The sequence below is a fragment of the Pseudomonas sp. ASL7 genome (genome assembly GCF_056680375.1).
Window position 1 is genome coordinate 5,846,895 of record NZ_CM155279.1, and the last position, 11,858, is coordinate 5,858,752.

The following is an 11,858-nucleotide window of genomic DNA, read 5'->3' on the forward strand; positions in this document are numbered from 1 at the left end:
GTCGCTTAGCGTTTCAGCGAGGCTGGCAGGTGCGGCTGGATGGCCGTCAGGACTGCTTTGAAGCACTTGGTGTTGCCGGCAACGATGTGACCTTTCTCAAGGAAGTCGTGACCGCCGGTGAAGTCGCTCACCAAACCGCCGGCTTCCTGGATCAGCAGGGCGCCTGCAGCCATGTCCCACTCGGACAGGCCCGACTCCCAGAAGGCGTCGAAGCGGCCGGCGGCCACGTAGGCCAGGTCCAGGCTCGCCGAGCCAGCACGACGGATGCCGGCAGTCTGGCCAACCAGGGCGCGGAACATGCCCAGGTAGTTGTCGAGGTTGTCCATTTGGTCGTCACGGAACGGGAAGCCGGTACCCAGCAGGGCGCCGTCCAGGCTGGTGCGGCCGCTGACGCGCAGGCGACGACCGTTCAGTTGGGCGCCGCGACCACGGCTGGCGGTGAATTCTTCCTGGCGAACCGGGTCCAGAACGACTGCGTGTTCCAGGCGACCGCGGTATTTGCAGGCGATGCTGACAGCGAAGTGAGGAATGCCGCGCAAGAAGTTGGTGGTGCCGTCCAGCGGATCGATGATCCACAGGTATTCTTCGCCTTCGATACCGGTGCCGGCGTGCATGCCGGTCTCTTCACCCCTGATCGAGTGATTCGGGTAGGCCTTGCGCAGCGCATCGATGATTTTCTGTTCGGCGGCGCGATCCACCTCGGATACATAATCCTTGGCGTCTTTTTCGTCGACCTTGATGGTATCCAGGCGCTCGATGGAGCGGAAAATCAATTCACTGGCGCTGCGGGCGGCGCGCAGCGCGATATTCAGCATGGGCTGCATGGATGTGTCACCTAAGGTTGTTAAAGAAAGCCGGGCATTCTATCAGAAAGTTTCTACAGGTGAAGGTCAGTGTTCGCTTTCATAGCTTAACGGTAGGTTGAGCTGTAAGATTCTGCTCCCCATTAAAGTGTTCGAGAGCGCCTCCCTTGCTGCAAAACATTCGTGTCGTCCTGGTCAATACCAGCCATCCCGGGAATATCGGCGGGGCGGCGCGTGCCATGAAGAACATGGGCCTGTCGCGGCTGGTGCTGGTCGAACCGCGGTTGTTCCCGCACCACGAGGCTGATGCTCGCGCTTCCGGTGCCGGTGACATCCTTGAAAACGCGCAAGTCGTCGCCACCTTGGAAGATGCCTTGGTCGGCTGCAATCTGGTGCTGGGCACCAGCGCCCGTGATCGTCGCATTCCCTGGCCGTTGCTCGATCCCCGCGAATGCGGTGTGAAGGTCGTCGAGGAAGCAGCGCAGGGCGCCGAGATTGCCTTGGTGTTCGGTCGTGAAGATTCCGGCCTGACCAATGAAGAGCTGCAGCGATGTCATTATCACGTGCACATCCCATCAGACCCTGAGTTCAGCTCGCTGAACCTTGGGGCGGCGGTGCAGGTGTTGAGTTATGAAGTGCGCATGTCCTGGCTGGCGGCCCAAGGTCAGCCGAGCAAGGTCGAGAAGGATGAAGTGGCGTCCACCAAAAGCGGTGAGCTGGCGACCATGGATGAGCTGGAGCGATTCTATGAGCACCTGGAGCAAACCCTGGTGGCCATTGAATTCCTCGATCCGGAAAAGCCACGGCATTTGATGGCGCGCCTGCGCCGGTTATACGGACGAAGCTCGGTCAGCCGGGCGGAAATGAATATTTTGCGTGGCATCCTCACGGAAACCCAAAAAGCGGCCCGTGGCGAGCTTCTAAAACGGAAGGATTGATGATGTTCGAGCGTTTGCGTGAAGATATTCAGAGTGTTTTCCATCGTGATCCGGCGGCGCGTAACGCTTTCGAAGTCCTGACGTGCTATCCGGGCATGCATGCCATCTGGATTCATCGCTTGTCGTCTGCCCTGTGGGGCATGGGCTGGAAGTGGTTGGCCCGACTGGTGTCGAACTTCGGTCGGTGGTTGACCGGGATCGAGATTCACCCGGGCGCCAAAGTCGGCCGTCGCTTCTTTATCGACCATGGCATGGGCATCGTCATCGGTGAAACGGCCGAGATCGGCAACGATGTCACCCTTTATCAGGGCGTGACGTTGGGCGGGACCAGCTGGAACAAGGGCAAGCGTCACCCGACACTTGAAGATGGCGTGGTAGTGGGGGCGGGCGCCAAGGTGCTTGGTCCGTTTACCGTGGGGGCGGGCGCCAAGGTCGGTTCTAACGCCGTGGTCACCAAGGCGGTTCCACCGGGTGCGACCGTGGTCGGGATTCCTGGGCGGATCATCGTCAAGTCCGACGACGAGCAGGATGCCAAGCGCAAGGCCATGGCTGAGAAGATCGGTTTCGATGCCTACGGCGTCGGCGAAGACATGCCCGACCCGGTGGCGCGTGCCATTGGTCAGTTGCTGGATCATCTGCAAGCAGTTGATGGCCGTCTGGAGGGGATGTGTGGTGCGTTGAAGGACCTGGGCAGTAACTACTGCGCCAAGGATCTGCCTGAGCTGCGCGAAGAAGACTTTGCCTGTGTAAAGGGTAAGGACGAAAGCAAGGCCGGCTAAACCGCGTTGGCCTTTTCGCGAGCAGGCTCGCTCCCACATTGGATCTGTGGCACACACATAACCAGTGTGGGAGCGAGCCTGCTCGCGAAGAACGATAACGCGCATTTGCTGGTGATACGCCGCCAGCCTTTGCTATGATGCGCGCGCTCTTTTGCGGGTAAACCTGACTAAAGTACTAGGTCTTATAGTTGACTTAAATACTCGGGAATTGCATACTCGCCCCATTCCGAACTCCGTGGTAATTGTCCATGCGACTGACTACAAAAGGCCGATACGCCGTAACTGCCATGCTTGACCTGGCGTTGCACGCGCAGCACGGGCCGGTGTCCCTGGCCGATATCTCCGAGCGCCAAGGCATCTCCCTGTCCTACCTCGAGCAGCTTTTCGCCAAATTGCGTCGCAGCAATCTGGTCTCCAGTGTCCGTGGACCGGGCGGCGGCTACCAATTGTCCCGCGATATGCAGGGCATCCAGGTCGCTCAAGTGATCGATGCGGTAAACGAGTCGGTCGACGCTACCAAATGCCAGGGCCAGGGCGATTGCCACTCCGGCGACACCTGTCTGACTCACCACTTGTGGTGTGATCTGAGCCTGCAGATTCACGAATTTCTGAGCGGTATCAGCTTGGCTGACCTTGTCACTCGCCGTGAGGTGCAAGAAGTAGCCCAGCGTCAGGATCAGCGCCGTTGCAACAGCAAGGCGCCACGCCTGGACAAGATTGAAGCGTCCGCCGTCGAATGACAGCCAAAGAGCTAGCGGCACGCCAGCCAGCCTGATTTAGGAGATAGTCCATGAAATTGCCGATTTACCTTGATTACTCTGCGACCACCCCGGTTGATCCGCGTGTCGCGCAAAAGATGAGTGAATGCCTGCTGGTCGACGGAAACTTCGGTAACCCGGCGTCCCGTTCCCACGTGTTCGGCTGGAAAGCTGAAGAGTCCGTCGAAAACGCTCGTCGTCAGGTCGCTGACCTGGTTAACGCCGATCCGCGTGAAATCGTCTGGACCTCCGGCGCCACCGAATCCGACAACCTGGCAATCAAGGGTGCGGCGCATTTCTATGCCACCAAAGGCAAGCACCTGATCACCACCAAGATTGAGCACAAGGCTGTCCTCGACACCATGCGCCAACTGGAGCGCGAAGGTTTCGAAGTAACCTACCTCGAACCTCGCACTGACGGTCTGATCACGCCAGAGATGATCGAAGCTGCCCTGCGCGACGACACCATCCTGGTTTCGGTCATGCACGTGAACAACGAAATCGGCACCATCAACGACATCGCAGCCATCGGCGAACTGACCCGCTCCAAGGGCATCCTGTTCCACGTCGATGCTGCTCAGTCCACCGGCAAGGTCGACATCGACCTGTCGAAGCTGAAAGTCGACATGATGTCGTTCTCTGCCCACAAAACCTATGGCCCTAAAGGCATCGGCGCGCTGTACGTCAGCCGCAAGCCGCGTGTGCGCATCGAAGCGACCATGCATGGCGGCGGTCACGAACGTGGCATGCGTTCCGGCACCCTGGCGACTCACCAGATCGTCGGCATGGGCGAAGCCTTCCGCGTAGCCAAGGAAGACATGGCTGCCGAGAACGTGCGCATCAAAGCCTTGAGCGACCGTTTCTTCAAGCAGGTCGAAGGCCTGGAAGAGCTGTATGTCAACGGCAGCATGACCGCCCGCGTACCGCACAACCTGAACCTGAGCTTCAACTATGTTGAAGGCGAGTCGCTGATCATGGCACTCAAGGATCTGGCGGTTTCGTCCGGTTCGGCGTGCACCTCGGCTTCGCTTGAGCCTTCGTACGTACTGCGCGCCCTGGGCCGCAACGACGAACTGGCACACAGCTCGATTCGCTTCACCTTCGGTCGTTTCACCACCGAAGAAGAAATCGACTACGCCGCGCAGAAAGTCTGCGAGGCCGTTACCAAGCTGCGCACTCTGTCGCCGCTGTGGGACATGTACAAAGACGGTGTCGACATTTCGAAAATCGAGTGGGCGGCACACTGATTTCAAGTCGCCGCGAACCGGCCCTGTAAAACTGCGGTTTGCAGGGCTTAAAGAGCGACTCTCTGATGAGTGAGGATTAAGAATCATGGCTTACAGCGAAAAGGTCATCGACCACTACGAAAACCCGCGTAACGTCGGCAAGATGGACGCGGAAGACCCAGATGTCGGCACCGGCATGGTCGGCGCCCCGGCGTGCGGCGACGTGATGCGTCTGCAAATCAAGGTCAACGAGCAAGGCATCATCGAAGACGCCAAGTTCAAGACCTACGGTTGCGGTTCGGCTATCGCTTCCAGCTCCCTGGCGACCGAGTGGATGAAAGGCAAGACTCTGGATGAAGCAGAGACCATCAAAAACACTCAGCTGGCCGAAGAACTGGCCCTGCCGCCAGTGAAAATTCACTGCTCCGTACTTGCTGAAGACGCTATCAAAGCGGCCGTTCGCGACTACAAGCAGAAGAAAGGCTTGATCTGAATTTCAAGTTTTGGCGACGAGTAAGGAGTCACCGATGGCTATCAGCATGACAGAAGCGGCTGCTCAACACGTGCGCCGCTCCCTCAACGGGCGCGGCAAAGGTGAAGGGATTCGTCTGGGTGTCCGCACCACAGGCTGTTCCGGCCTTGCCTACGTGCTGGAGTTCGTCGACGAGGTGGTGGCAGAGGATCAGGTGTTCGAAAGTCACGGCGAGAAAGTGATCATCGATCCGAAAAGCCTGGCCTACCTGGACGGCACTGAGCTCGATTTCGTCAAGGAAGGGTTGAACGAAGGCTTCAAGTTCAACAATCCCAACGTACGCGGTGAATGTGGCTGCGGCGAAAGCTTCAACATCTGAGGCTGCTCGTGGGTACTCCTTGTCATTTCGCTTTATTTGAACTGCAGCCGAGTTTCCGTCTGGATCTCGAACAGTTGGCCACGCGCTACCGTGAGTTGGCGCGCGGTGTTCATCCGGACCGCTTTGCAGACGCTTCCGAGCGCGAGCAGCGGCTGGCGCTAGAGCAATCCGCGAGCCTCAACGAGGCCTATCAGACGCTCAAAAGTCCCCCAAAGCGCGCGCGATACCTGCTCGCCCTGGGCGGTCATGAGCTGCCGCTGGAGGTCACGGTGCATGATCCGGAGTTTCTTCTGCAGCAGATGGAGTTGCGTGAAGAGCTCGAAGACCTGCAAGACAGCGCCGACATGGCGGGTATTGCCACGTTCAAGCGCCGCCTGAAGGTCGCTCAGGATGAGCTGAACGAAAGCTTCGCAGCCTGTTGGGATGATGCAGCGCAACGTGAACGGGCCGAACGCCTGATGCGTCGCATGCAGTTCCTCGACAAGCTCACCTACGAAGTGCGCCAGTTAGAAGAGCGCCTCGACGATTAACCCAGTGCCGCTCCGGTCGCACGCTTGATATACAGATAAGTCCTGATAACGATGGCCCTACTGCAGATCGCCGAACCCGGCCAAAGTCCTCAACCGCACCAGCGTCGTCTGGCTGTGGGGATCGACTTGGGCACTACCAATTCGCTGGTCGCTGCATTGCGCAGTGGTCTTTCCGAGCCTCTGGCCGACGCTGACGGGCAGGTCATCCTGCCGTCTGCCGTGCGCTATCACGCCGATCGTGTCGAAGTGGGCGAGTCGGCCAAGCGGGCTGCCGCTACCGATCCTTTGAACACTGTGCTGTCGGTCAAGCGCTTGATGGGTCGTGGTCTGTCCGACGTCAAGCAATTGGGCGATCAACTGCCGTACCGCTTTGTCGGTGGCGAATCGCACATGCCGTTCATCGACACGATCCAGGGGCCGAAAAGCCCGGTCGAAGTCTCCGCCGATATCCTCAAGGTGTTGCGTCAGCGCGCCGAAGCGACGTTGGGTGGCGAACTGGTCGGTGCAGTGATCACTGTCCCGGCGTATTTCGACGATGCTCAGCGCCAAGCCACCAAGGACGCGGCCAAGCTGGCCGGTCTGAACGTGCTGCGGCTGCTCAATGAGCCGACCGCCGCCGCTGTGGCGTACGGTCTGGATCAACACGCTGAAGGCCTGGTCGCCATTTATGACCTGGGCGGCGGCACCTTTGATATTTCGATTCTGCGTCTGACCGGCGGTGTGTTTGAGGTTCTGGCAACCGGTGGCGACAGCGCCCTGGGCGGCGATGACTTTGATCATGCGATTGCCGGCTGGATCATCGAGAGCGCAGGTCTTTCCGCTGATCTTGATCCGGGTGCGCAACGCAATCTGTTGCAGACCGCCTGTGCGGCCAAAGAAGCCCTGACCAATGTCGCGGCTGTCGAGGTTGCTTATGGCGACTGGAAGGCCGAGCTGACCCGTGAAGCCTTCAATGCGCTGATCGAGCCAATGATCGCCCGAAGCCTGAAAGCCTGCCGTCGTGCGGTGCGCGATTCCGGTATCGAGCTGGAAGACGTGCTCGCGGTGGTCATGGTTGGCGGCTCGACCCGCGTACCTCGCGTTCGCGAAGCGGTGGCTGAAGCCTTCGGTCGCGAACCGCTGACCGAAATCGATCCGGATCAAGTGGTGGCCATCGGTGCTGCGATCCAGGCCGATACATTGGCTGGTAACAAGCGTGACGGCGAAGAATTACTGCTGCTCGACGTGATTCCGTTGTCCCTGGGGCTGGAAACCATGGGCGGTCTGATGGAGAAGGTGATTCCACGCAACACCACCATCCCCGTTGCCCGCGCCCAGGACTTCACGACTTACAAAGATGGCCAGTCGGCCATGGCGATCCACGTCCTGCAGGGTGAGCGCGAGCTGATCAGCGACTGCCGTTCCCTGGCGCGCTTTGAATTGCGCGGCATTCCAGCGATGGTGGCCGGCGCGGCGAAGATTCGCGTGACCTTCCAGGTCGATGCCGACGGTCTGCTCAGTGTCTCGGCTCGCGAGTTGGGCTCGGGCGTCGAAGCCAGCATCCAGGTCAAGCCGTCCTATGGTCTGACCGACGGTGAAATCGCCAAGATGCTCAAGGACTCCTTCCAGCACGCCAATGATGACAAGGTCGCCCGTGTACTGCGTGAGCAACAGGTCGATGCCCAGCGCCTGATCGAAGCGGTGCAGGCTGCCCTCGACGTCGACGGCGATCGCCTGCTTGACGCCGAAGAGCGCATGGTCATCGAGCTGCAGATGCAGGAACTGACTGAATTGATGAAAGGCACCGATGGTTACGCCATCGAGCAGCAGACCAAGCGTCTGTCGCAGGTGACCGATGCCTTTGCTGCCCGCCGCCTGGACTCGACGGTGAAAGCCGCTCTGGCGGGGCGCAACCTGAATGAAATCGAGGATAACTGATGCCGCAGGTCATTTTTCTGCCACACGAAAAGTTTTGCCCGGAAGGCATGGTTGTGGAGGCTGAGCCCGGTATATCCATTCTCGAGCTGGCCCATGAGCACCATATCGAGATGGAAAGCGCCTGTGGCGGCGTCTGCGCCTGTACCACGTGTCACTGCATCATTCGTGAAGGTTTTGACTCGCTGGAAGAAGCGGATGAGCTGGAAGAAGACTTTCTTGACCGCGCCTGGGGACTGGAAGCGCAATCGCGTCTAGGCTGTCAGGCGATCGTCGGGACAGAAGACCTGACCGTCGAAATTCCGAAATACTCGCTCAACCACGCAGCCGAAGCGCCGCACTGATTCAAGGAACTGTCATGAGTCTCAAGTGGACTGATGTGCTGGAAATCGCAATCCAGCTGGCTGAAAGCAAGCCCGAAGTGGACCCTATGTCGGTCAACTTCGTCGATCTGCGCAAATGGGTGATGGAATTGCCCGAGTTTGACGACATGCCTGAGCACTGTGGCGAGAAGATCCTGGAGGCCATTCAGGCCCACTGGATCGAAGAACGCGACTGAGCCACGCTGCAGGTTAGGCAATACCCAAGAACCCGCGTATAATTCGCGGGTTTAATTTTTCACAAATTACCGTTTCTGGAGTTACACCATGGCTGTTCAACGTACTTTCTCCATCATCAAGCCTGACGCTGTTGCAAAAAACGTTATCGGCGAGATCACCACTCGTTTCGAAAAAGCTGGCCTGCGCGTTGTGGCTTCGAAACTGAAGCAACTGTCCAAAGCTGAAGCTGAAGGCTTCTACGCTGAGCACAGCGCTCGTGGTTTCTTCAACGACCTGGTTGCTTTCATGATCTCCGGTCCAGTTGTTGTTCAGGTTCTGGAAGGCGAAAACGCCATCGCTCTGAACCGTGAACTGATGGGTGCTACCAACCCTAAAGAAGCTGCTGCCGGTACCATCCGCGCTGACTTCGCTGACTCGATCGACGCCAACGCTGTACACGGTTCGGACTCCGAAGCCGCTGCTGCTCGCGAAATCTCGTACTTCTTCGCAGCTACTGAAGTAACCACTCGCTAAGCATTGGCTTAAGAGTGAAGGTGAATCCATGACTACATCGACTGTAAAAACCAACCTGCTGGGTCTGACTCAGCTGGAAATGGAAAAATTCTTCGACTCAATCGGGGAGAAGCGTTTCCGTGCCGGTCAGGTAATGAAATGGATTCACCACCTTGGCGTCGATGATTTCGACGCCATGACGAACGTCAGCAAGGCCTTGCGCGACAAGCTCAAGGTTATTGCCGAGGTTCGCGGCCCCGAAGTTGTCAGCGAGGACATCTCCACCGACGGCACCCGTAAGTGGGTGGTGCGCGTGGCGTCCGGCAGCTGCGTCGAGACCGTGTACATTCCCCAGGGCAAGCGCGGCACTTTGTGCGTTTCGTCCCAGGCAGGCTGTGCCCTGGATTGCAGTTTCTGCTCCACCGGCAAGCAAGGTTTCAACAGCAACCTCACCGCCGCCGAAGTCATCGGCCAGGTGTGGATTGCCAACAAATCGTTCGGCAGCATCCCGGCGACCGCCGACCGTGCCATCACCAACGTGGTGATGATGGGCATGGGCGAGCCGCTGCTGAACTTCGACAACGTCGTAGCCGCCATGCATCTGATGATGGATGACCTGGGCTACGGGATTTCCAAGCGCCGCGTGACCCTGTCCACTTCGGGCGTGGTGCCGATGATCGATGAGCTGTCCAAGCACATCGACGTCTCCCTGGCGTTGTCGCTGCACGCACCCAATGACGCATTGCGTAACCAATTGGTGCCGATCAACAAGAAATACCCGCTTAAGATGCTGCTCGAGTCATGCCAGCGCTACATGTCGTCCCTGGGCGAGAAGCGCGTGCTGACCATCGAGTACACCTTGCTCAAGGACATTAACGACAAGGTCGAGCACGCGGTCGAAATGATCGAGTTGCTCAAGAACATTCCGTGCAAGATCAACCTGATTCCGTTCAACCCGTTCCCGCATTCCGGTTACGAGCGCCCGAGCAACAATGCGATTCGCCGGTTCCAGGATCAGCTTCACCATGCAGGCTTCAATGTCACTGTCCGCACCACCCGCGGTGAAGACATCGATGCGGCATGTGGTCAATTGGTAGGACAGGTGCTGGATCGCACCCGTCGCAGCGAGCGTTATATCGCCGTGCGTGAGTTAAGCGCCGAAAACGATATCGCACAGAACGCTGCGAATAATAATTAAGAGAGGATCTCAATGTCCCTGCGCTTTGCGCTGCTGTTGCTGTTGGCCAGCCTCTGTGCTGGTTGTGTCCTGTCGGGCGATTTCAACCCGATGAAGACCAGCAAGGGTCGTGATGAAGCGCGTACTGCCTATGTGCAGTTGGGCTTGGGCTACTTGCAGCAAGGCATGACCGAGCGCGCCAAGGTGCCGCTGAAGAAAGCGCTGGACCTGGATGAGTCGGATCCGGACGCCAATGCGGCGCTGGGCCTGGTGTTCCAGGCGGAGATGGAGCCGGAGCTGGCGGACCAGCATTTTCGCAAGGCGCTGTCTTCCCGTCCGGGCGATGCGAGAATCCTGAACAACTACGGTAGTTTTCTTTTCGAAGAAAAACGTTACAAAGAGGCCTACGAGCGCTTTGAACAGGCCGCTGCCGATACGCTGTATCCTGAGCGTTCACGGGTGTTCGAGAACCTTGGCATGACCGCTTCGAAGCTTGGCCAGCGTGATATGGCCCAGCTGCAACTGGAAAAAGCCCTGCGTTTGAATCGTCAACAGCCACGCGCATTACTGGAAATGGCTGAGTTGTCCTTCGAAGACAGGCATTATGTGCCCGCGCGTGACTATTACGACCGTTTTAGCCTGCTCACCGAACAAAATGCACGTAGTCTATTGCTCGGCGTTCGGCTGGCAAAAGTGTTTGAAGATCGCGACAAGGCCGCCAGTTTTGGCCTGCAATTAAAACGACTCTATCCCGGTACGCCGGAATATCAGCAATACCTGTCGGAGCAATGATGAAAGCGGCGCATCCCGAAGTTGTAGCAGCGAATCGCGTTAACCCCGGTGAGACCCTGCGCCAGGCCCGCGAAAGCAATGGCTGGTCGCTGGCCGAAGTGGCCCTCAAGCTCAACCTCACTGTCAATTCCCTGAGCAATCTGGAAGCCGGCGCTTTCGACAAGCTGCCTGGGCATACCTTTGCTCGCGGTTATATTCGCGCATACGCCAAGTTGCTGGGCATGGATCAAACCGTGCTGGTGCAGCAGTTCGATCAATCCACCGGAACCGATTCCAAGGGCAGCAGTGTTCACAGCCTGGGTCGTATCGAAGAGCCTGTTCGGGTGTCCCACACCATTTTGCGAATTGTCAGCCTGCTGTTGCTGATTGCGGTGATTGGCGGTGGTTTTGTCTGGTGGAAGGACCAAACGTCGTCGCGCACCAAGGATTTGACCAGCCTGAGCCCGGAACACGTTGAAGTAGAAGGCGCCGACGGCACCACGCAGATCCATCCGCTGGATGAGCCGGAAGACCAGGCCGTCGCGGCAGGTCAGGCCGAAGGCGCTACTACGCTTGCGTTGCCGCAAGCCGAGACTTCAACAGAGGCGCCGGCCGCCGCTGATGCAACGCCGGCTGCTGCCGCACCGGCTACGCCAGCACCGACTCCTGCACCAACAGCGCCGGTTCACAGCGCTGCTCCGGTAGTCCCGGCGCCAACGAATCCGGCTCCGGCTGCTCCTGCCGTACCGGCCCCGGTCGTGACTGCTCCGGCCGCTTCGAACGCGCCTGTTTCCCCAGCGGCGGCTCCAGTGGCTGGCCAGGGTCAGGTTCAACTGCAATTCACCGCTAATTGCTGGACGCAAGTGACCGACGGCACGGGCAAGGTGCTGTTGAGTGGTCTCAAGCGTAAAGGCGAAAACGTTACCGTCAGCGGCAAGCCACCCTTTGCCGTGCGTCTGGGCTACGCCCGTGGCGCGCAAGTCAGCTACAACGGGCAGGTGGTTGATGTCGCTCCGTTCACCAGTGGCGAGACTGCTCGCCTGAAATTGGGTCAATAAG

Annotated in this window: 15 protein-coding genes; 14 read left to right on the top strand and 1 reads right to left on the bottom strand. The window is 58.6% G+C overall.

Annotated elements, in window-relative coordinates; translation table 11 throughout:
• Nucleotides 1–5 precede the first annotated feature (5 nt).
• A complete protein-coding gene (gene suhB, locus AC1MDT_RS26960; RefSeq protein ID WP_137218382.1) occupies nt 6–824 on the bottom strand; it encodes a type III secretion system regulator SuhB in 819 nt (272 codons plus the stop codon).
• Nucleotides 825–970: 146 nt separating this feature from the next.
• On the opposite strand from suhB, the gene trmJ reads away from it, so the two are divergent.
• The 14 genes from trmJ (at nt 971) to AC1MDT_RS27030 (ending at nt 11,857) form a co-directional block, all read left to right on the top strand.
• Nucleotides 971–1,741, top strand: coding sequence for a tRNA (cytosine(32)/uridine(32)-2'-O)-methyltransferase TrmJ (gene trmJ / locus AC1MDT_RS26965; RefSeq protein WP_056743185.1), 771 nt, complete (start codon nt 971–973; stop codon nt 1,739–1,741).
• Between the two features lie 2 nt (nt 1,742–1,743).
• Complete coding sequence (cysE, locus tag AC1MDT_RS26970) at nt 1,744–2,520, top strand: serine O-acetyltransferase (RefSeq protein WP_259156655.1); 777 nt, start codon at nt 1,744–1,746, stop codon at nt 2,518–2,520.
• 248 nt (nt 2,521–2,768) lie between these two features.
• A complete protein-coding gene (iscR, locus tag AC1MDT_RS26975) occupies nt 2,769–3,260 on the top strand; it encodes a Fe-S cluster assembly transcriptional regulator IscR (protein ID WP_003227911.1) in 492 nt (163 codons plus the stop codon).
• A gap of 50 nt (nt 3,261–3,310) precedes the next feature.
• Entirely contained in the window at nt 3,311–4,525 is a 1,215-nt protein-coding gene (locus AC1MDT_RS26980; protein ID WP_414908614.1) for an IscS subfamily cysteine desulfurase, read from the top strand.
• 85 nt (nt 4,526–4,610) lie between these two features.
• Entirely contained in the window at nt 4,611–4,997 is a 387-nt protein-coding gene (iscU, locus tag AC1MDT_RS26985) for a Fe-S cluster assembly scaffold IscU (protein WP_003443374.1), read from the top strand.
• Between the two features lie 34 nt (nt 4,998–5,031).
• The gene (gene iscA, locus AC1MDT_RS26990; RefSeq protein ID WP_007903589.1) at nt 5,032–5,355 is read left to right on the top strand and encodes an iron-sulfur cluster assembly protein IscA; all 324 of its coding nucleotides are present in this window, start codon (nt 5,032–5,034) and stop codon (nt 5,353–5,355) included.
• Nucleotides 5,356–5,363: 8 nt separating this feature from the next.
• Nucleotides 5,364–5,885 carry a co-chaperone HscB gene (gene hscB, locus AC1MDT_RS26995; protein ID WP_480422869.1) on the top strand — a complete coding sequence of 174 codons (522 nt, stop codon included), beginning with the start codon at nt 5,364–5,366 and terminating at the stop codon, nt 5,883–5,885.
• Between the two features lie 51 nt (nt 5,886–5,936).
• On the top strand, nt 5,937–7,802 hold the full coding sequence (gene hscA, locus AC1MDT_RS27000) for a Fe-S protein assembly chaperone HscA (RefSeq protein ID WP_480419757.1): 1,866 nt from the start codon (nt 5,937–5,939) through the stop codon (nt 7,800–7,802).
• Entirely contained in the window at nt 7,802–8,143 is a 342-nt protein-coding gene (fdx, locus tag AC1MDT_RS27005) for an ISC system 2Fe-2S type ferredoxin (protein ID WP_008014719.1), read from the top strand. Before hscA ends, fdx begins: the two co-directional genes overlap by 1 nt.
• Nucleotides 8,144–8,157: 14 nt before the next feature.
• The gene (gene iscX, locus AC1MDT_RS27010; RefSeq protein ID WP_480419758.1) at nt 8,158–8,358 is read left to right on the top strand and encodes a Fe-S cluster assembly protein IscX; all 201 of its coding nucleotides are present in this window, start codon (nt 8,158–8,160) and stop codon (nt 8,356–8,358) included.
• An 88-nt stretch (nt 8,359–8,446) separates the two neighbouring features.
• The gene (gene ndk, locus AC1MDT_RS27015; protein WP_007903599.1) at nt 8,447–8,872 is read left to right on the top strand and encodes a nucleoside-diphosphate kinase; all 426 of its coding nucleotides are present in this window, start codon (nt 8,447–8,449) and stop codon (nt 8,870–8,872) included.
• A gap of 28 nt (nt 8,873–8,900) precedes the next feature.
• Entirely contained in the window at nt 8,901–10,049 is a 1,149-nt protein-coding gene (rlmN, locus tag AC1MDT_RS27020) for a dual-specificity RNA methyltransferase RlmN (protein ID WP_033061468.1), read from the top strand.
• Between the two features lie 12 nt (nt 10,050–10,061).
• Nucleotides 10,062–10,820, top strand: a complete 759-nt coding sequence (pilW, locus tag AC1MDT_RS27025) for a type IV pilus biogenesis/stability protein PilW (protein WP_480419759.1) — start codon at nt 10,062–10,064, stop codon at nt 10,818–10,820.
• A complete protein-coding gene (locus AC1MDT_RS27030) occupies nt 10,820–11,857 on the top strand; it encodes a RodZ domain-containing protein (protein ID WP_480419760.1) in 1,038 nt (345 codons plus the stop codon). Before pilW ends, AC1MDT_RS27030 begins: the two co-directional genes overlap by 1 nt.
• Nucleotide 11,858 lies beyond the last annotated feature (1 nt).

What these genes read in the sequence shown, in the direction of transcription:
- suhB (WP_137218382.1), bottom strand. Translation starts at nt 824, where the DNA reads ATGCAGCCCATGCTGAATATCGCGCTGCGCGCCGCCCGCAGCGCCAGT.
- cysE (WP_259156655.1), top strand. Translation starts at nt 1,744, where the DNA reads ATGTTCGAGCGTTTGCGTGAAGATATTCAGAGTGTTTTCCATCGTGAT.
- iscR (WP_003227911.1), top strand. Translation starts at nt 2,769, where the DNA reads ATGCGACTGACTACAAAAGGCCGATACGCCGTAACTGCCATGCTTGAC.
- AC1MDT_RS26980 (WP_414908614.1), top strand. Translation starts at nt 3,311, where the DNA reads ATGAAATTGCCGATTTACCTTGATTACTCTGCGACCACCCCGGTTGAT.
- iscU (WP_003443374.1), top strand. Translation starts at nt 4,611, where the DNA reads ATGGCTTACAGCGAAAAGGTCATCGACCACTACGAAAACCCGCGTAAC.
- iscA (WP_007903589.1), top strand. Translation starts at nt 5,032, where the DNA reads ATGGCTATCAGCATGACAGAAGCGGCTGCTCAACACGTGCGCCGCTCC.
- hscA (WP_480419757.1), top strand. Translation starts at nt 5,937, where the DNA reads ATGGCCCTACTGCAGATCGCCGAACCCGGCCAAAGTCCTCAACCGCAC.
- fdx (WP_008014719.1), top strand. Translation starts at nt 7,802, where the DNA reads ATGCCGCAGGTCATTTTTCTGCCACACGAAAAGTTTTGCCCGGAAGGC.
- iscX (WP_480419758.1), top strand. Translation starts at nt 8,158, where the DNA reads ATGAGTCTCAAGTGGACTGATGTGCTGGAAATCGCAATCCAGCTGGCT.
- ndk (WP_007903599.1), top strand. Translation starts at nt 8,447, where the DNA reads ATGGCTGTTCAACGTACTTTCTCCATCATCAAGCCTGACGCTGTTGCA.
- rlmN (WP_033061468.1), top strand. Translation starts at nt 8,901, where the DNA reads ATGACTACATCGACTGTAAAAACCAACCTGCTGGGTCTGACTCAGCTG.
- pilW (WP_480419759.1), top strand. Translation starts at nt 10,062, where the DNA reads ATGTCCCTGCGCTTTGCGCTGCTGTTGCTGTTGGCCAGCCTCTGTGCT.
- AC1MDT_RS27030 (WP_480419760.1), top strand. Translation starts at nt 10,820, where the DNA reads ATGAAAGCGGCGCATCCCGAAGTTGTAGCAGCGAATCGCGTTAACCCC.